This is a genomic window from Pandoraea sp. PE-S2R-1, from assembly GCF_002179865.1.
In the GTDB taxonomy this organism is placed as follows: Bacteria; Pseudomonadota; Gammaproteobacteria; order Burkholderiales; family Burkholderiaceae; genus Pandoraea.
Genome location: NZ_NGUR01000006.1, coordinates 12,248 through 31,800, shown reverse-complemented (window position 1 = coordinate 31,800; position 19,553 = coordinate 12,248). Strand labels below are relative to the sequence as shown.

Annotated in this window: 15 protein-coding genes and 1 pseudogene; 8 read left to right on the top strand and 8 right to left on the bottom strand. The window is 59.0% G+C overall.

The window, feature by feature from the left end; translation table 11 throughout:
* Window positions 1-198: 198 nt before the first annotated feature.
* Complete coding sequence (locus CDV44_RS02655) at window positions 199-969, bottom strand: hypothetical protein (protein ID WP_087686567.1); 771 nt, start codon at window positions 967-969, stop codon at window positions 199-201.
* Window positions 970-1,631: 662 nt separating this feature from the next.
* On the opposite strand from CDV44_RS02655, the gene CDV44_RS02650 reads away from it, so the two are divergent.
* The gene (locus tag CDV44_RS02650) at window positions 1,632-2,255 is read left to right on the top strand and encodes a response regulator transcription factor (protein ID WP_087686565.1); all 624 of its coding nucleotides are present in this window, start codon (window positions 1,632-1,634) and stop codon (window positions 2,253-2,255) included.
* Between the two features lie 179 nt (window positions 2,256-2,434).
* On the top strand, window positions 2,435-4,153 hold the full coding sequence (locus CDV44_RS02645; RefSeq protein ID WP_170935835.1) for an ATP-binding protein: 1,719 nt from the start codon (window positions 2,435-2,437) through the stop codon (window positions 4,151-4,153).
* A 55-nt stretch (window positions 4,154-4,208) separates the two neighbouring features.
* Here CDV44_RS02645 and CDV44_RS02640 read toward each other — a convergent pair whose 3' ends face one another.
* Both CDV44_RS02640 and CDV44_RS02635 read right to left on the bottom strand, forming a co-directional pair.
* Window positions 4,209-4,736, bottom strand: coding sequence for a hypothetical protein (locus CDV44_RS02640; protein ID WP_087686563.1), 528 nt, complete (start codon window positions 4,734-4,736; stop codon window positions 4,209-4,211).
* A 4-nt stretch (window positions 4,737-4,740) separates the two neighbouring features.
* A complete protein-coding gene (locus CDV44_RS02635) occupies window positions 4,741-5,490 on the bottom strand; it encodes a DUF2092 domain-containing protein (protein WP_212677070.1) in 750 nt (249 codons plus the stop codon).
* A gap of 152 nt (window positions 5,491-5,642) precedes the next feature.
* Between CDV44_RS02635 and CDV44_RS02630 the strand changes: the two genes are divergently transcribed.
* On the top strand, window positions 5,643-6,113 hold the full coding sequence (locus CDV44_RS02630) for a response regulator (protein WP_141118655.1): 471 nt from the start codon (window positions 5,643-5,645) through the stop codon (window positions 6,111-6,113).
* A 44-nt stretch (window positions 6,114-6,157) separates the two neighbouring features.
* Here the strand turns inward: CDV44_RS02630 and CDV44_RS02625 are convergent, their stop codons facing one another.
* Window positions 6,158-7,570 (bottom strand): DUF2252 domain-containing protein, encoded by a 1,413-nt coding sequence (locus tag CDV44_RS02625; protein ID WP_087686560.1) that lies wholly within the window; start codon window positions 7,568-7,570, stop codon window positions 6,158-6,160.
* Window positions 7,555-9,081 carry a GGDEF domain-containing protein gene (locus CDV44_RS02620; RefSeq protein ID WP_087686559.1) on the bottom strand — a complete coding sequence of 509 codons (1,527 nt, stop codon included), beginning with the start codon at window positions 9,079-9,081 and terminating at the stop codon, window positions 7,555-7,557. The genes CDV44_RS02625 and CDV44_RS02620 overlap by 16 nt, the downstream gene beginning before the upstream one ends.
* A 202-nt stretch (window positions 9,082-9,283) precedes the next feature.
* Here CDV44_RS02620 and CDV44_RS02615 point away from each other — a divergent pair.
* Window positions 9,284-10,300 (top strand): annotated as a pseudogene (locus CDV44_RS02615) (hypothetical protein).
* Window positions 10,301-10,318: 18 nt separating this feature from the next.
* Here CDV44_RS02615 and CDV44_RS02610 read toward each other — a convergent pair.
* Window positions 10,319-11,533: a hypothetical protein gene (locus tag CDV44_RS02610; RefSeq protein ID WP_087686558.1), complete on the bottom strand. Its 1,215-nt coding sequence runs from the start codon at window positions 11,531-11,533 to the stop codon at window positions 10,319-10,321.
* Between CDV44_RS02610 and CDV44_RS02605 the strand changes: the two genes are divergently transcribed.
* The 3 genes from CDV44_RS02605 (at window position 11,532) to CDV44_RS02595 (ending at window position 15,811) form a co-directional block, all read left to right on the top strand.
* Entirely contained in the window at window positions 11,532-13,433 is a 1,902-nt protein-coding gene (locus CDV44_RS02605; RefSeq protein WP_087686557.1) for a mechanosensitive ion channel family protein, read from the top strand. The two genes, CDV44_RS02610 and CDV44_RS02605, sit on opposite strands and share 2 nt — an antisense overlap.
* Before the next feature lie 116 nt (window positions 13,434-13,549).
* Window positions 13,550-14,137 (top strand): YSC84-related protein, encoded by a 588-nt coding sequence (locus tag CDV44_RS02600; RefSeq protein WP_087686556.1) that lies wholly within the window; start codon window positions 13,550-13,552, stop codon window positions 14,135-14,137.
* A gap of 1,236 nt (window positions 14,138-15,373) precedes the next feature.
* On the top strand, window positions 15,374-15,811 hold the full coding sequence (locus CDV44_RS02595) for a hypothetical protein (protein WP_087686555.1): 438 nt from the start codon (window positions 15,374-15,376) through the stop codon (window positions 15,809-15,811).
* A gap of 362 nt (window positions 15,812-16,173) precedes the next feature.
* Here CDV44_RS02595 and CDV44_RS28375 read toward each other — a convergent pair whose 3' ends face one another.
* The gene (locus CDV44_RS28375) at window positions 16,174-16,797 is read right to left on the bottom strand and encodes a DUF6088 family protein (RefSeq protein WP_087686554.1); all 624 of its coding nucleotides are present in this window, start codon (window positions 16,795-16,797) and stop codon (window positions 16,174-16,176) included.
* 675 nt (window positions 16,798-17,472) lie between these two features.
* On the opposite strand from CDV44_RS28375, the gene CDV44_RS02580 reads away from it, so the two are divergent.
* Window positions 17,473-17,703 (top strand): helix-turn-helix domain-containing protein, encoded by a 231-nt coding sequence (locus tag CDV44_RS02580; protein WP_087686552.1) that lies wholly within the window; start codon window positions 17,473-17,475, stop codon window positions 17,701-17,703.
* 39 nt (window positions 17,704-17,742) lie between these two features.
* Here the strand turns inward: CDV44_RS02580 and CDV44_RS02575 are convergent, their stop codons facing one another.
* Window positions 17,743-19,455, bottom strand: a complete 1,713-nt coding sequence (locus CDV44_RS02575) for a phage integrase family protein (protein WP_087686551.1) — start codon at window positions 19,453-19,455, stop codon at window positions 17,743-17,745.
* Window positions 19,456-19,553: the final 98 nt, after the last annotated feature.

Genomic DNA, 19,553 nt, shown 5'->3' with positions numbered 1-19,553 from the left:
GCAGCCGGTCCTCGCCCTGTTGTTGTGCATAAGCATTGCCGCAAGTCACCACGCCAATGGGAAGGGCAAAGAAAAGTAGACTTCTGACGAGCTTCATCACGTTCTCCAGGAGAAGCCAAGTTCATATAGGACCAGGGTGATACCGAAATGGACCGAGCGGTCGGCCTGCGATTTCGGTCAAGCACACTGCAATGTGACTCACGAAGGGAAAAGAAATGTCACCACGAATCTGACACCCCATCCGTGGGGGCCGCTGTCGGGACTTTGCGCCCAATACCGAAATCCGCCCCCCACGCTGACGGGATGGCCACCGAACTTAAGGAGTTTGGTTATCGTTGCATTGATCGGCACGGACCACTGTCGATGAGACCAGTCATAAGTTGATTCGGTATTGATGCCAAACGTCCAGGCGTCTTTGGTCGTATATGTCAGGAACGGTTGCAGAAAAGTCGAGCTCACGCTATCGCGACTTCCTGCCCCTGCGTATGACCAAATGTGATTTGCCAGTGCGCCATACGTCCATCCGCCCGACTGTTTGAGTACAACGCCGGTAGGTCCCGCGCCCCACTTCCGGCTGGATAACATCGAATCGGTGCCGGTTGGGATCAGGAAAACCGGCCCGACACCCCAAATCAACCCGCTTGATGTTGGCTTCTGGGGGGACAAGAAAAGACTTTGGACAATGTCTCCAATGCCAGTCTGGGTGCCGGAGCCAGGACTGACGTCGTGTTGCGACTCCACGGGCAGAATGGTTCGCGAAATCACATTCCACGTGTCGTTGATGTGAATCGGTACGACGGGTTGGAAGTTCAGCAGGAACTTGTTGCCATCTCGTCCCGGGCCAATGCTTCCGTCGTAGTTGAACTGGAGAGGCACACTAATCAGTGCGGCAACTGGGTTACTGAGTTGCTTTGCGAGGTCTTCATCCGACTGGGCCCTTGCCATTGACGTGCAGGTTAACAGAGCCATTGCAGCAATCACGTGGGTGGTAACACGGAGGAGTCGGTGTGCACTGCTATACGATAGTCGGCTTATCGTCATGGCTTTTTCATTAAATTAGAAATTCACTGGGGGACGACCAGTAAAACGCTCTAACAACTCTGCGCGCACTGAAGAATCTTAGGGCTGCGTATCGCGTAACATACGACTTGGCAGTGACCGTCCCGCACGAGCGAAAACTGCTGACCTGAAACTGGCTCGTCACGTGTTTCGCGCTACCGCGCGGGTGGGTGATCTGGACATTTTCAGTGCTCATCGATGTCAAAGACATAGGTGTTTGGGGCAAAACGAACGTCCCTTTGGGGCAACCGTATGTGCAGCCGATTGCAAGTGTCTTCTGCGGTGCGAGTGCGCCGGCCCCCAAGAACGAGCATGGAAGCGAGTTTCACTGTCCCCATACGTGGCGTTTCAGCAAATCAACTTTACTCACTTATCCAGAGATGCTATCAATTCAAAGCATCTCAAAGCGCCAATATCGCTATATTATTCTCATGAAAATAAGCGAAAAGTAGGCTTCTGCATCCGGTCAGGTAATTTTAATTATTCCCCTCGTCGGAATTATTCCTACATATCGATGAGGTATCGCTGAATTCGGGGGATTCTTAACGAGACGCGTCCGACGCGGAGATCCGATGAATGCTTGTCGTGAATTGGTGGTTCATATCGTCGACGATGACGCCTCCATGCGCGCGGCGCTTGCGCGCCTACTATTTGCATCGGGTTTTGACACAAAGGAATACGCGTCGGCGGGAGACTTCCTCGTAAGCGATCCCGACGATCGGCCTGGCTGCATGCTCATCGATCTGGAGCTTGGTGGCCCGAGCGGTCTCGATTTGCAGCGTGCGTTGCTGCGTCAGGCATCGACTCTTCCGGTTGTCTTGATGAGCGGCTATGGCGACGTAGCGCGATCGGTCGAGGCCATGAAAGCTGGGGCGGTCGATTTTTTGATCAAACCATTCGGTCGCGATGTACTTGTCGGCGCGGTGAAGACGGCGTTCAGTCACGGGCAGAAGATCACGGCCGTCGCGCCGGCAACCTGCGCCGCTGAAAATGATCCGGCGCTGAGCGGACGCGAGCGCGCCGTATTGCAAGGCATCGCAAAGGGGCTGCGTAACAAGCAAATTGCTGCAGAGCTCGGCCTGTGCGAGCGAACTATCAAAACGTGTCGCGCTGAGCTCATGCGTAAATTTGGCGCATCATCGCTGGCCGAACTGCTTCAGATCGCCGGCAAGCACGTCGTCCCTGCCGTCGCTTAGTCGCCGTGAGGGCCGCCGGCCGTCGCGCCGTTCGGGCAGCCATCTCGCTCGCGATCATCACCGCGTGCAGCGCCGTCACGCCTGCGGCGTCGAGCGCGGATCCGCCGAAGGTCGTACTTCTCACTGGCGGCGATCCGATGCAAGCCGCTGTCCAAATGCAAACGCGAGCGATTCGTGACGTGCTCGATTCCGAACTGCCGCTTGGCATCGAAACGTTTCTCGACACGCTTGATGGCATGCGCTTCGGTGCAGACCTACTGACGCCGGAGCTATTTGCGCTACTTCAGAAGAAGTACGCTGGTCAGCGTATTGATCTGGTAATCGCCATCGGCAACTACGCGGCAGAGTTTGCACGCACCCATCACAATGCCATTTGGCCCGATACGCCAGTGCTCGTCACGAGCGTGCCGGACGTCTGGCTGAGGAAGGCGGGACAATTCCCGTCGACCTTTGTGATAGTGCCGTATCACATCGAGATCGGTAAGACGCTCGCCATAGTCGAGACGCTACAACCAACGGCGAAGCACCTCGTCATCATCGGTGGCAGCGCGGAAGTCGACCGGCGCTTCTCGGACGAGATTGTCGCCACGGCCGAAAAGCGCAACGAACGATGGACATCGGTCGAACGATGGGAAGGCCTCGGCGTACCGGAGCTTCGAAATCGGCTGGCCAGGCTCGATAAACGGCACACCGCGGTGCTCTATGGAACGCAATATCGTGACCATGGCGGCAGGCGATATTTCCCCTTCGAGCTTGTACGCCCGTTAGCTGACCACGCGCCCGTGCCAATTTACGGCTGGTATGCAAACTATGTCACCCAAGGCGCAGCGGCGGGCGCCGTCTACGACCTCGAAGAAAACGGACGCGTGACGGGGAAGATTGCTGCGCGCATGCTTTCGGGCGACACCGCCTGGCGCAATGGCGCGGTGAGCCCCCCTCTCCCAGCGCGGTGCGTGGCGAACATTGCCGTGCTAAGGCGCCTCGGCATCTCCGAACAGTCGCTCGGCCCGGACTGCAAGTGGCTCAACGTTCCGAATCCACCCTTTCGCGAGTATTGGAGAGAAATTGCTGTCGTGCTTTTCGTGATGGGTGCCCAAGCTTTCACAATTCTCGCCATGCTTGAGCAACGCCGTAAGCGTCGCAGGGCCGAACTCGACGCTGCACAGCGACGTGCCGATCTCGCTCGCGCGTCGCGGATTGCGACGGTAGGCGAACTAAGTGCGTCTATCGCGCATGAAGTCGGTCAGCCGCTCGGCGCGATTCTCAGCAACGTTGACGCCGCCGATCTCATGATGCAGAGCGCCGGCGATAGCAACATTGAGCTTCGGGAAATCCTGACCGACGTGAGACGCGATGCGTTGCGGGCGAACGACGTGATCGTACGGCTACGTGCGTTGCTGCAAAAGCAGGCCATCACGTTCATGCCCGTCAATTTCGATGCCACGCTCGAGCGAGCGGCAGCGCTCGTGCGGCCGGAAGCGCGTCGGCGTGGCATCGTGCTCGAGGCGTTTTTTAGCACCGGTGGCGCACAAGTGCTGGCAGATCAGGTGCAGTTGCAGCAGGTGCTGCTCAATCTCGCGCTTAACGGCATGGACGCCATGGAGAACACCGAGTATCAGAACCGCCAACTCAGGATCGAATCCCGCGCGGTAAACGATGGTGTCGAGCTGGTCGTCTCGGATCGTGGCGTTGGAATTCCGGATGACAGCGTCGACAAGCTTTTTGAGGCGTTCTACACGACAAAGGAACGCGGCACTGGACTCGGGTTGTCCATCGTTCGCTCCATTGTTGAGGCACATCGGGGCAGCGTCACCGCACGGCGCAGACGTCGCGGGGGAACTGATTTCGTGGTGTGGCTGCCGTTCGCACCCTCGTCGCTCGATCCGGTGTCACAGTAGCGAAGCGGCAAACGCGTGATATATCGATCGCAAGCGTTTGCCGTGCTTTCAAACATCAATACGGTGCGTTCACTACGACAAACTGCGCGCCCTGAGGCTGGTACCAGGTGCTACCGCATTGTTGATACACCATGCCACGGTAGTTGACCGGCACACAGTTGGCGGGTACCGAATGCACGATGGAGCCAACGACTGCAGCCGTTACGCCGACCGCCGCTGTCACCGCAACTGCTGTGGCAACTGGATGATAGTCGTCGTCCCATCCGCCGTGATAACCATGGCCACCGTGGTTATCGACATTAACGTTCACATTCCGGTTCACATTGACGTTGTTCACGCTGGTATTGCGAACGTTGCGCGTGCGCACGTCGGCCTGGCGATCGTTTGCCCTGGTGTGCTGGCGCTGCGCATTGTGCGGGCCACCGCCACGCGGGCTGGCGTTATGCTCACGCGCATGGCCGCCGCCACCGCCGCGCCCGACCGCGATCGACGAGGACATCACTGCGAATGAGGCGACCAGCACCGTTGCGCAGGCACCGACTTTCAGGTACGCAGGCACTTTTGGGGAGAGCCAAGTTTTCATGTTGTCACCCCTTCTTCGCAGGAATCTGAATTGCATCAATCCTCTTTGCCCCGGTCGGTGGCTTAAACTCGAACGTCGACGGTTTGATGGAAATGCCCGGTTGCCACGACACGAGAGAGACTGACTGTGGCCTGGCATCGTCGTCCGTGCGTGTTACTACGATTTTTCTCGGAAGTGGCTTATCGCCACTAGCGATCCAGATCTGCCAATCGATCCCCGCCTGCCGATAGGCATAGTGGTCGCAAAGATCGTTACCGATGTAGTCCTGGCCGGCATACATTGCCGAATCGAATTTCTGCGTTTTGGCTTCGGGCGTTCCCCAGGCGAACAGGTCGGCCAGGGGGAGTTCGACACCATAGCGCTCGCGCAGCTCGTCCACGAGCTGCGCGAGCGTTCCCTTGTACTGCACCGACGCGTAGTACTTCTGCTCAGGGGCGAATAGCGTCGCCGTCTTCCCGTTGTAAATAATCTCGCGCTCGCTCCGGGCGCTACGCATTACCGCACGCAAATGATCGGGGCGATCCACTTCCAGCGTGGCATGCGCGTCATGCTGAAGCTTCTGCCCGTCGGCGAGCACGCGTTCGCCGGTGTGGTCGGTGACGACTCGGAACCGTTTGAGCGATTGAAGATAATTCCCCATCGTTTGCAGCGCCTGCACCGCTTCGGGGTCCACGCTTTCCATTTGGGCGGTGGGTGCGCTCGCGGCGGCATTCTGTGCCCACGCAGGTAATGTCGCACCGGTGCTGAGCAGCATTAGGACAGTCAATGCCTGTCGTCTCATCGTTGTGCCTCGAATTTAGGAGGAAGCTATGACAGGAATACGGGAACAGCCGATCGCCGCTGCACGGATTCGGTGGTCGGCCTCATGAGTCAATGTAGTGGGTGCGATAAACGAAGAAAAGGCGATTGCCCCAAATTGCCCGAAGGGGCATTTGCGTTGCCCCCACACCGGATGGCGTCGCGCTCACGTTCCAGAGAAGAATAGCGATATATCAAAACCATCGTCTGATGACCACGAAAAGGAAACTTATCGCGATTCTCGAGGACGACGCAGGCATGCGTCGCGCTGTTGATCGCCTGCTCAAGGTCTCCGGCTACACTACGCAGTCATTCAGCAGCACTGCCGACGCGGGACTTACCGAATGTCTGTCCCGTGCGTATTGCGTCGTCGCCGATGTTCAGTTGCCCGGGTCGTCCAGTCCATTGTTTTTCGCAACGTTTGCAGCGCCGCGCCCACCGGTCGTCTTCGTTACCGCTTACGACAGCGAGGAAACGCGCGTCGCCATCAATCGCGCGGGCGGCGGCGAGTTGCTTACAAAACCATTCCTGGGTACTGATTTGCTGTCGGCCATCAAACGGGCCGCACGGTCGTCGTGACGGCCGGTGCGCATTCCAGCCTCTCGTCTTTCGATCGAGGCGCACTAGACTCGGAAATCTGCCGCCATATCCTCGTCGCTGCGTGCGATAAGCTTGCCTGACCGGCAGGCTCTGATAAACGCGTCGTAATCCTTTTCGTTCTGAGTCGCGTAGGCCAACGCGTACTTCGTCATCGCGTCGGCCAGCCGCTTTCCGTCGCCGACATATGACGATATTTCCACTGCAAGTCCGCCTGACTTGGCGTGCGCACGGGCCAGAGCCCATCCACACATTCGGGCGTAGCCCTGGAGGATCGTGTCGTTCATGCGCTCGACTTCGGCCGAGACCTTCATGTCGCGCAACTGTCGGAAGTAGAAGTGACGTCCGTTCGGGCCCGTTGTCCAGCCAAGAAACGCGTCACTGGCCGCTTGAAGCAATCGCTGCCCGGCAACGACGCGCAAAGCCTGATGGTGAACCTTGCCCCTAGGAAAGTAGTGGGCAATAACTGATTCGCGGGCTTCCTTGACTTGCAGGAACAGCGGCTTGCCTTGCGCGTCGACAAACAGCATGACGAGACAGAAGGTTCCAACGCTGCCGACACCGACGACTTTGAAGGCAATGTCCTGGAGCTGGAACTGATCAATCAGCGCACGCCGGTCCACCGGGAGTGTGCCGACATACTCGTTGAAGGCTTGTGCGAGCTTGCTTTTCCATGCATGCGTGTTCGACCATGCGTGGGCGTCGCCCAGCAACGAATTTGGCCCTGCCGGATGGAACAAAGCAGGCGGGGCATCCTGGATCACCCATCGGCCGTCCTGACGCGATGCCATTTTGTCGAGCATAGCTTCGTGCGAACGGCCTGCCGCTTTCTCGGCGGCCTTGCGGATCAGTCGACGTCCTTCACTGGTTACGGCGGACTCGGCCATACGGTCGAACGTCACGATTTCATGCCAGAGGTCGAGCGCGCTGTAGCCTGCATACTCCTGCATGCGTTTGCCGTACTCGCGCACCGCCGAGGCGACAATGTCGCGAATCGTGCCCCGCTCCACGCTCATATGCTCGCCAGCGATAGCGAAACTCGCGGCGAGTCGCTTGAGATCCCATTCCCACGGACCCGGCGCGACTTCGTCGAAGTCGTTCAGATCGAACACGAGCTGGCGCTCGGGCGTGGCGAAGCCACCAAAATTCATGAGGTGTGCGTCGCCGCAAATGGGGAAGTTGAAGCCGGTCGTCGACGTTTTTGCGAGGTCGTGGGCCTGAAGCACCGCGCTGCCGCGATAGAACGTGAAGGGTGAGAGAGACATGCGACCGTATCGCAAAGGGACGAGCGCGTCGATACGGTCGGCACTATTCTGGCGAAGCAACGCGACCGGGTCGCGGTCCACGTCCCCGATCTCTGAGTGCGTGGAACGGGGCGCACGTTCGCGCGCCACCTTTCCCGCCGCCTTGCGTTGATCAAGCGTCAAATCGCCGGGCATGGGTCACCTCCTGAGGTTGCATGAACGTAGACGCAATCGCGGCCCCCGCTTTTGGCTGCGTAAAGTGCTTCGTCCGCCGCCTGCAGCAGTGCTGCAGGCGTACCGGTCGCCGTTGCCCCCGTGGCGGCGATTCCGATACTTACCGTCACATGGCCGTGCTGTGTACCCTCGTGAGGAATAGCGGCGGCGCGCAGGGTTGTGCGCACGCGTTCGGCGACATCGCGAGCGCCTCGGACGTCGGTATTCGGCAGCACGACCATGAACTCTTCACCACCGTAGCGTCCAGCGAAATCGCCCGGACGACGGACTGAGTGTCCGATGGCGTGGCTCACAGCGATCAGCGCGTCGTCTCCCGCGGGATGGCCATACCGGTCGTTGAACGTCTTGAAATGATCTACATCGATAAACAGCAGGGCTAGCGGTACGCGTTCACGTACCGAACGACGCCATTCTCGGTCGTAGATCTCGTCCAGAGTGCGTCGATTCGCCAGGCCCGTCAACGGGTCGGTACTCGCCATTCGCTGCAACTCGGCTTCTGCTGCTCGGCGCCGCTGGCGTTGCTTCCGGAGCAAGACAGCGAGAAGCAGGCATGCTGTACCGAGCGTCGCCGTTAACCCGGCCACCCACAACGCCCGTTCACGCCAAGCCGCGTAAATTTCGCTCTTGGGCGCCCGAATCTCGATCTGCATGGGCAAGCTGGGAAGCGGCTGCCTGACGTAGAGAAAGTCTCCATCCGCTCCCGAGACGGGTGCGGTCCCTGATGACGAGGCCGATGTGGCGAGATCCGCTGCATTCGAAATATCATCTGAAATGGTGGCGCCAGCGGCCGTCGATCTGACAAGTACAACGCCGTCGCTGCGCAGCAATGAGACGACGCCCTGCGCTCTTGGGGCAAGACCCGCGAATTGTCGCGAAAAATATCGGACATCGAGCGTCACAATCCCCACGCCAGCATACTCACCGTCGTCGCGCCGGATGCCGTGGGTCATCAAGAGTCCCCTTTCGCCGCTCTCGGGACATAATGCCGACGACGTGGAGATGGAAAGCTGGGTGCTGTCGCGTCGCCTGTCTGCGTCGACAATGCGCTGAACCATCGGGCGGTTGACGCAGGTGGTTGAGGGAAGCGCCTCGTAGACGATCTCTCCCGCCTCGTCTACGAGAACGGCCTGCGCGTCCGACCGGGCGTTCATGCTCCTTGGATAACCAAACTGCGTCAGACATTTCGAAAGCTGTGCGCTCGGGTCGCCCTGACCTGCCGTGCCGAGCACACTGAGTGCGTATGAACATGTCGAGATGTCATCGCTCAATGTGCGCGCCGCAATTAGCGCCACGCGCAGGTTCGCTTCGCGCGCATCGTCACGAACCGCTACGCGGCCCTCGTAAAGCAGTGTCGCGCGTACGCCGATAACAATAATTACGGCAAGGCAAACGGAAACCGCAGTTAGGCCAAGCGCACCGGACCAACGATCGACGGTTCGTGATGGATCATGTGGATTGTGGGGTAAATTCATGTTCCCGTGCGCACCGCGGCCAACGCGCTCTAATTCCTTATTCTTTTCGCATTCTCCCCGTCCGGCTATTGGGAGTGAGGGCAAGCGGTTTGCCCGTTGGGGCAACGGCGTTGCCCCCGAACCCGATGGTCCGCCGGCAAGCCAAACGCAAAAATGCGGGAAGGTAGCTGGTGCATCGCAACATCAACGACGCGAACGGAGCATGGCGGTGACTCGACACAGGACTAAACGCGGTGGTGAGTGTGCGGGACGATGTGGACCGCGCCGGCGCCTTGTCAGTCTACTAACGGTGCTCGCGGGGTTGTCCGGCTTAACGTTGAGTGCCCCCTCAGTGCTCGCCCAATCTGCGCCGCTGCGCGTCGGCAGTGATGTGCGCGGCCACGCGAACGGCGTATTGGCGATCATGAGCTACACGACCGTGCCCGACGTCACCACGAGTTCGTTGTCGATCAATAACGGCACGACCGGCCACCCTGGCTTCTGGCAGACGCAATTGGGCGGAGGCTTCACGCTCAGCCGTTCGTTTCCACTCTATCTCGAGGGCACGCTCGCCTACAGTCGATACGACCCGACGTTCGTGGCTTCAGATGGCGTGGAATCTCGTGCGTTGCCAGTTCGATGAAATACGCTAAGCACCACCGTCGGCGTGGGATGGGACATTCGTCTAGCAGATGAACTAGTGTTTCGGCCCATCTTGAACGGCAGTTTCGGCAGAGTCGCCAGCGACCTGCGAATTGGCGAAACCCTGCTCAATCGTGCGACTGATCTCGATACTGAATTTCTCAAGAACGGCGCTCTGAACGCTTACGGCCTGGGCGGATCCCTCATGCTCGACTTCGAGCACTATCGCGAAGCCTACGAGGTCGACGTCGAACTGCGTCTGACGAACATTCATTTACGCAGCTTCGGCAACTCGTCCGCAGGCGTGCAAGGCAGTGCCAATGCACAGCAATTGAGTCTTTGGTCCCGCTGGCGGGCGCCAACCGGTCTGCGGGCACTCGATCGGCCGGTACGCTACGTGCTTGAGGCGGCTTATTCGCAATATTTCGGCGACAGCGCCGGCGTGTTGGGCTTCAACAATCTGACTTCGTTAGGGCTTGGGCTGGAGCTCGACAGCAGCAAGTATCCGGTGGTCGTCACACGCACCCGCCTTATGGCGCGCTACGTCTTCGGTCACAACGTGCACGGTGTCTCGCTCGGGTTCGCCATGAGCTTTTGAGGTGCCTCCACCCTGCCCTCAGATCAGCGCTTTAACGACCTTTCCGAGTACTGCGGAAAGCGGCAATTGTAGGGCCGCCACGTATAGCATCGGTACGGCAGCCGGGACTGCGATCGCCAAGATTGATAACTTGCTCAGCGGCACGGAGCGCATGCGTCGCACGGCGTCGTAGATGGCGTGAATGTCTGCCACGGGACCCAGCTCCGGCGCGTCGAGAATCTCCGGCTTGCCGATATCCCGACGCAGGATCCATCGCTCGTGAACAAGTCGGTCGTGGTGGGCGACCAAACTGCCATACTCGAAGACGGCACGTCGCTTGAGTCTGCTAAGGGGCATGGAGAGCGGCAGCAATGGTATGAGAAACACAACGGAGATCAGCACTGCGCTCGCGATCAGTAGCGTCTTCATCTGCGTTGCGCTTGCGCCGTGATAGACCACTTCGTGTGCGAACGATGCCGCGACCACGGTAGAGATTGCAAACACGACCGGGCTGAAGATGAACGCCATGCGCTCCACGAAGCTAAGGCCGGCGACGCGATCGGGGTGCGAAGGCACGAGCGCCAGTGGGAGCTTGCCGATCCGGAATAGCAAAACGAACATCAGGCACGCGCGCCACAGCCAGGCGAGCAGCAATACGGTGAATACGGGGCGAATGACGAGTACGAACCACCAGCCGCCGAAGCTGATATCGGCAATACCCTCGCCGTGGCCCGTCCAAACCATGTCCTCGGATTTTCCGAAAAGCGCGCCGGTCATCGACCACGCCACCGTCGCCCCGAAAATAACTACCCACGGCAACACGCGATTACGCAGTAGCGCTACTCGCGAAAGCTGGCGTCGAAAATCTGGGAGCGTCTGCTCGGTGACGAGGCCGGAATCGATAAAATACTTTAGCAGCGGCGGCATTAGATTTTGCGCCACGCCCTCTGCAACCACCATGAGCGGAATGGCGATAAGGCAACGTGCGTGGACACCAAAATGCGCCGCGAGAGTGTCGTCGCCGGCGCCATAGAGCGCACGGCCGGTAAGCAGCGCCCACGCGGCCAGCGGTATCCAAGTCACGGAAGCGAAGATCAGCGCTCTTCGCACGATCCCCATGCCAGTATCAGGTATTAGGAGCGCCTTGCGCTGGAGATAGAACCCTGGATCGCCCCGCACAAGCGACAAATCTACCTCCGGCAGCTCGGGAGATTCAGGGGATCCTGGGTTCGCAGGGCGAGCGTCATTCTCCATGATTCTTTCCTTGTTGATTGTGCTGTCATGGGTAGACCGAACCATAGTTTTACGCCGGACACGCGCCTGTGCTATCGGGGTTTCGGGCAATCAATTTGCCCCCCGGGGCATACCGGTTCGAGCGAAAATCCCGTTAGATCCGCAAAGGCATTTCAAATCGGGAGCGTCCATCATGATTCGCATGGCGAAGCACGCGAATGCTTTAGACCACAAGCGAAGTGTCGCGACGCTTTCGCCTCCCCTTAAAACAAACACTGCGTTCGTCGCCTTGTGGGCGTCATTGCTTGCCTTTTTGTTGGTGTTTTGTGTCGTGCCCATGGCGTTTGCTCAGGCGTCGCAACCCGCCGCAATGCAGACCGCGCCGGCAGCCGACCTCCGATTTATGGACCGCCCCATCGCGACGTTTCGAGCATCGCTTAGTGGTGCGACGCCGCAGCAGCGGGCCGAACGCACTTTTGCCGTGCTCGATGGACTGCCCGAAAGCATTCTCGTACTACCCACGGTCGCGGTGCACGCGTCCATGGGCGAGAATCGCGGCGTCGTGTTCCGGCGCGGCGACCGTATTCTCTTTGCGCTGCTCGAGGGCGACGTCGACGCGGCCGACAACCGTCCTTTCGACGTGGTTGCGAAGGAGGTGCAGGCACAGCTTGATACCGCGCTCGCGGCTCGCCAAGCGCAATTGCATTGGCCGAATATCGTCCGAGGGGTTCTGCTCTCCTTGCTGGCGACTGTCATCTTGGCGGCGTTGGTGTGGCTGGCCGGACGATTGCAAACCCGGCTTCAGACGCGCATTCAATATGCGGTCGAAGCCCATGTCCTTCGGCGCACTTCCAAGACGTTCGATTGGACGGGGTCCGCTTTCCAATTGGCACGGCAGATCGTGCAGTTGCTGTTTCTCTTCTTCGTTGCAGCGCTGATCTATATCTATCTGATCTACGTGCTGGAGCGCTTTCCGGTCTCCCAGCCGATGGGCGACCGGCTCAGCGGTTTCCTGTGGGCACTCATCAATACGTTCGCACTCGGCATAGTTAACGCCATTCCAGGGCTTATTGCGGTCATCGTGATCTTCTTGCTTACGCGCGCGCTCCAGAACCTGATCAACAACGTCTTCACCGCGATACGCCAGCGTCATTTGAACGTGCCGGGTATGCACCCCGACACGGCAGACGCCTCTCGGCGCATCGTCACCATCGTTGTTTGGGCACTCGCACTTACGTTCGCTTACCCCTACTTCCCCGGTGCGCAAAGCGATGTGTTCAAAGGGCTGAGTGTGCTGCTGGGGTTGATGGTGTCGTTAGGCTCCGCGGGGATCGTGAATCAGTTGATGAGCGGCATCGTCGTGACGTACAGCCGCGCGTTCCAAGCGGGCGACATGGTGCAAATTGGGGAGACGGCGGGCGTGGTCGTTAGTGTCGACACGCTGTCGGTCAAGCTGACGAATGTCCGGCAAGAAGAAGTCACTATTCCCAACGCCGTCGTCGTCGGCGCAATCGTTCATAACTTCTCCAGCCGCGACGGGAAGGCCCCGGCGCTCGTGACCACATCCGTGACCATTGGCTACGACACGCCGTGGCGTCAGGTGCAAGCGATGTTGTGTCTGGCCGCGGCCCGCACGTCGAAGGTTACGCAAACCCCGGCGCCGTTTGTGTTGCAACGTGCGCTCTCGGACTTCTACATCGAGTACGACCTACACGTGGCCCCCGTCAATCCTGCGCAGCGTCTGATCATGCTTAGCGAACTGCATAGCAACATCGTCGACGTCTTCAACGAATACGGCGTGCAGATCATGTCGCCGCATTTCGAAGAGCAACCGAAAACGCAGATCGTCGTTCCGCGCGAAGGCTGGGCACCGGAACCGGCGGTGGCGGATAGCAAGCCCGACCCAGCGCCGGGGGCTTAGCCCTTAGGCAGACCAGTGCACCACCGGGCAAGTGGCGTTGCCCCAACTACCTATGGCGATGTGACGTCACAAATCCGACACTCAATCGGCAGTTCATCCACCACGCGGAGACAAACATGCAAACACGTCGTCAATTCTTCAGAGCTGCTGTTGCTACCGGGGCTTTTGTTGTAGCGCTATCGGGATGTTCGACGACCGGGAACAACCCGGCCACGCCGGAGGAGAACAATTCACGCAAGCAGTCGATCAATGCGGCGGCTGACGGCACGCTCTCCAGGCTGTTCTCGACCGTGCCGGGGGCGCGTGAATTAGTGGGTAAAGCACGCGGCGTGCTGGTGTTTTCCGGTGTCATTCAGGCGGGTGTGATCGTCGGCGGGCAACACGGCGACGGCGTATTGCGCGTCGGCGGCAGCCCGGCGGGCTACTACAGCATCTCGTCGGCGTCGTTCGGTGCGCAACTGGGGATGCAATCGAAGGACATGGTCTATCTGTTCATGACGCAGGACGCGCTCGACAAATTCCGCAGCTCTAACGGGTGGTCGGCAGGCGGCGATGCCTCAGTCGCGCTGGTAAAGGTAGGCGCGAACGGTCAAGTCGATACGACGACGGCTACGCATCCGGTCGAAGTCTTTGTGCTCACCAACAGCGGCTTGATGGGCGACCTCTCGCTGTCCGGGACTAAGATCACCAAGCTGGATTTGTAACGTTCTGAGAACCGATTCGAGGAGGCGCCGAATGCTTGGATCCTTCGGCGCGTACGCGACATCCAAACTGATTACGTTGCACGCTTCTGGTCATCTTCGGCAACGGCAGTGACTTGAACAGGTTCTCCGGGTCAATATTTGGTGCAAATCAACCCCCAACCGATCCCGCGCAATAGCACACCGCACCGGCGAGCGCAGTGACAGCAAACACTGCGCTCCGCCGCCGAAAGTAACTCCGTGGCCAGCTCACGGTTTCCGATCATTCTCGGCCGTGTCCCCTTGGCGCTTTCGATGATCTCGGCAGCCGAGCTAGCTATCGCTTCCGAGCCAACATCATCTGTGACTCAGCGCCGATGCGCACTAGACATCGCCATCTGAATCCGCTCGCAGAATCGAACCAATATTCTGTCCACGGCAGAGTCGTCAACCGTTTTGCACCTATCTTCTGTCGCACCACAGAAACGCACTTAAATTGTGTCCACACTGGTGGACAAAAAATAGGGCGTCGACGTCGCGGCTCAAACGCTAAGCATTTGATTTATAGGATGTAATAATTTTTCTGTGAGTATCCTATATTGTGTCCGCCAACTACAGCGTCACCTAGTGAGAGCAAACTCCGTCACTTAACTCCCCGACGCTTCTTGGCGTGGGACATGACGCCCGTTACTTATTTCCCGTGGTAGACGACGCAGTTTGCTTTCCGCCCCCAGATATGCGAATGACCGGTGATATTGGCAGATGTCACCGTTGCGACGTCGCCACCCTCACTGCCGGACGGCAGTAACTTTGACCAGCCCAGTGGGAGCAACAATGGCCCGGTGTTCGCGGAAATCCAACGCCCACGGAAATATGCCTCTAGTTTCTCCCTGGTGTCGATTACCTGCCTCTCATTGCGTTTGCGTATCCCAGCGTCCTCTCTGACCTCGGATACCTGCCCCGAATTGCTACCTGCGCCAGTCGTGGGCTGCTAGTTGCTACTTTTGGACGTCAACTGACCAATGTTGCTTCACGCTTTGAACGGTTCGTCCTATACGAGGCTAGGTGGCCACGAGGCAATGGAATGTCCGAAATTTGACGATGTCTTTCGGACACCCCTAGTATCACCGTTGCCGAACGCCGTGTGACGGAGAGATCCGACGCAGTCAGCGATGCGGGATTACTTATCACTACTCGCATATACTGGTTCGCCACGTCGTACTCCGCATACGGCGACAACACATTACCGCTGGATCAACAATGGAACCTCGCTCCTCCGACGACACGATGCAAGCTGCCCAAGACCGTGGGGCGCAATATATCAGCGATGAATGGGCACAGCCTGAAAACCTCCCCCTTGCACAGGCAGCTAACAAGTCGGGGCTTTCCGGCACAACGATCAATCGCGGTCGGCACGACGGCCGGTTTTACGCACTTCTTCCGCCGGGTCAGACGCGCGGGCGCCGCTATCCTGAGTGGCAGTTCAACCTTTCCGATCCAGAGCGTCTAACGATAGTGCTCAAGGCATTTCGGGATCATGACGCAAGCTGCTGGGTGATCCACAATTTCATGACGCGCCCGCTGCAAGCCATCGGTGCTCAGGTCCCCATCGAGCGCATTCGCGTCGTCGACGAGCCTCTGCAACCTGTGATTGATGCGATTCGACGTCGGTATACCGACGAACAAGGGGCCTCGTGAGCACTTTCTCGGTAATTTCATGCAGCGGGCACGCCTTTGCCCGTGGCTGATCTCGCGTTGCGGCGGGAGCGATCGCAATCCCGCTTTGGTGAATCCGCCGATGCGCTGAGTCGTGGTGGTTCTCGTCAGCGGTAACCTTCGAGTCAACCACAACGTCAAGGTGGGGCTGACTTCAGCCTGATGCCTGTCGCATCTTAGATCGGCTTTAGCTCGATAAGCGCACGCGTGGTGCCACTCGCCGCCAGCTATTTCGTAGCTTTGGTTACTCCGTGGTGCTAGCTCACATGAGCGACGGGCCGCTGGCGACACTGCCCGCATGTTGCGCAAACGATAGCGCCGGCTTGCCTTGATGGCGCGCGCAGCTAGCTAACGCATGACAGCAAGAACCTTTGCATCCACAAAGGAAGTACGGCGTGGCCGTCGGCCAGGTCCTGCCGAATTGCCTCGCCATAGACTGGATCGCGCAGAATCTCACGTAGCCGCAGCCTCAGTTGCGGCTCGCTGTCGGGTAACGTGTCCTTGAGCCAATAGAGGGCTTGCACGACGCGCATTGCCGGCCGCTCCGCCCAGAAAAAACGGCTGGGCGGCGCCCGCTTGAATTCAATGATCAAATTTCCGAGGACAAAGGGACGGCGCCTGGCGGGGATGAAGACGATGACGCGCGCGGGCACTGCGTTCGTCATGCCAAGATCGTTGGCTGCACTCATCCCATCAATCAACAGGCGCAAGTTGTCTCGGCGGGCAATCGCCTCGATGACGGCCCGGTAATTAGGCACCGTCAGATGCCCCGTGAGTCGGTTGTGTCGTGGCTTGTCATAAAGGCCGCGACTTATGCGACGGACGACTCCGCTCGCACACAGCTTCTGCAGAGCGTTACATATCGATCTTCGATTCGCAATGCGGGCGAAGTCGGATGGCAGCCATACGGATCCCTCTTGACCCACGCTGATCACGTCAAGTATCCGCGCTTGAGTGGTCGATCCCATGGTTTGAACTACGCCTTTCCCAGTTACGTGATAAGCGCGATCGACAGATCGATAACGTTCTCTCGCGACATGATGACCCTCCTCACTGGGTTGAGAGGCTGGCGTCTCGCGCGGCGGGACTTTGCGCCTCCCATATCGCGGTCACCTTGTGCGCATCGGGAATTGGCGGCTGCCACGCGCCATAGTTGTGGCACGCCCCACTATCGTCCTCACAGATGAACCAGTCTGTCCCCAGCGAAGCATAGGAGCGGATGGAGTTCAGCGGAATGAGTGCGCTTCGATCGCTAGCGTCGGCCGCGATCCGAAAAAGGTATACGCGGGTACATATGGCGTCGGACGCCACTAGCGACCTTAGCTCTTCGAGGTTTGACACCAACAGCGTTTGAATGGCGGCATCCCTTTTCAGCGCGTCTGATGTTTCTACCACGAAACATGCGGATTCTCGCGTGAGTCCGATGACTCGCCACGGCGTGAGTGGATGAACTAGGAGTTGGTGAGACAGCGACGTGTCCCTCCAGTCGGATTGCGTTAGCAGCATTGATTACGAGGTCCCAGCGAAACACCTGCTCTGTACGGGGAGTATCGATTCCAGAGCAATACAAAGCGAGAGTATCGCTGATATTTGCTAATCATGGTATGTAGAATCATAGTCTGCAATGAATGAAATTGGCCCCCATGCCAATTTCAGCCAAGCAATGCCGACTCGCCAAGATTTTCGCGAAGAACGTGCGACGGTATCGGCTCGCCCTTGGTATTTCCCAAGAGGAATTGGCCGAACTCGCAGGTGTGCATCGCACATACGTGGGAATGCTCGAGCGCTCGGAGAAGAACGTCACCATCTACAACATCGAGCGACTCGCAGGCGCGCTTGGCGTCGAGCCTTATCAACTTTTGGTCACATCCTGACGCTTGTGTAGGGCAAAACCACAACGGTTGGCGGACGGCTCAATTTGCGCGGTCCGCGGGTCTGGCGCGACCAAACGCGCGGCGGAGCTCTGCGGCACGTTGCTCATCGTCGGTGCTCAAGTAACGCGAGGTTGTTGCGATCGACGCGTGGCGCAAGTTATCCCGCACAGTCGTGAGCGTGGCACCTGAATGAATGGCATGTGTGGCGTGCGAGTGCCGCATCCAGTGCGGACTGGCTTCTCGTAGCCGGGCAGCGAGCCGAGCGCTAGCGCCTTCGAGCTCGTCGGATGCTGTGTCGAAGAACCGCTTCATCGCTGCCCAAAGTCTCGAGCTTGAGATCCCCTCCGACGGAACGTCGAGTCTTGCGATAAGGCATGTTCCTTTGCGCCACCGCGTCGGGTGTAGCGGTAGCTGTCTGGCGAGCAAGTAACGCTCCAGTGCCGCCTGGGCAAGGGGAGGCACAACCACTCGTCCTACTTTACTGCCCTTTCCGGCGACAGATATCCACCGCCCGCCCTGCCCGTCGTCGTCAATGTCGGTGAGCACCGCGTGCGTGAGTTCCGAGTTTCTGAGGCCGGTGGCGTAGGCAAATTCGAGGATGAACACCATTCGCGCTGCGGCCGCATCACTCCACCCTAGATTCGGCAGCCGCTTGGCAACGCTCATGATGAGCGCCCACTCGTGGTCACTAAAGGCGCGCAGCGTTGGCGTTGCCGACTTGCCGTCGCCGGCGCTCGCGCGAATGCGGATCCCGGCAAACGGGTTGGCTCGGAGATAGCGCGTTTCCACTAGCCAATGGAACATCGCATTGATCGTTGCGATCGAGTAAGCAATGGAGCTGGTGGCTCTCTCGGAGACGAAGGGGCGCCAGCAAGGTGAGGTGCGCGGCGCGCCAGCACCGATCCAGCGGTGTTTGGGGCTTGGGCGGCGCAAGAACGCGCGGTACGCTGTCGCGTCCTCAGCGGTGAGCGATGACATGGCTTTGTTGCGCTCGAGTATCGACCAGAGCAGGAGTCGCTCCGCTTCGCGACAGTATGCCCGTCGCGTATGGTTGTTCTCTCTCAGATCGAGCCACGCGCGAATGGCGTCTGCATCGGTGTTGGCCGACAGGACGCACGCCACCCTTGTGTCGCGCAGCCGCCCCCGGCTGCCATCCAATAACTTGGGCACTTCGAATCGCTCTAAGGGTGCGACGTCGGTATTTGGTGGCGGCAACAGCGCCCTCGCCTCCTGCGTCAACGTCTCGTGCTCGGCAAAGAAAGACTCAATTTCCGAGGCGCTCTCAATACCGATGCCCGGCACCGTTCGCCACCATGTTTTCAAGCGCGGCACGCCCAGGGTCAGTTCGGCAAAGGTCTTCAATCCGGAGGCGAGAAGAGGTGCGCAGATGGCTGGTGGCAACCATTGATCGACGCGATCTCGAACGGTGGGCTCTCGCGGTCTCGCTTGCTCAAGGGTATCCACAGCGCGCTGTAGGCGCTTTGCCGTTAAGGTTCGGTCGAGCCCCGCCCCTTTGAGCACTGGCAGGATCTCGCGCACATGTTTTGATTCGGCGGCGGTGATTAGTTTGGCTCGAATGACCGCGAATACCCCCCGCGCAGACACACCGGGGACGAGTGATGCGGGCAGATATCGCGTGAGGGCCGCACGCGATTCAATCCCGGCGTGAAATGCACGCAGCGCCGCGAGTTCGCTCGCACTGATAACGCGCGTCGAATGGGGGCGTGAACTGCCTCTGGCCGACTCTCTCATGGCGAGAAGACGGAGTTTGGGAGATTTTGCTGGCTATGGCGATAAAAAGCATTATCGCTATAGTACGCATAAATACGAGTTGTAAGGATTCATACAAT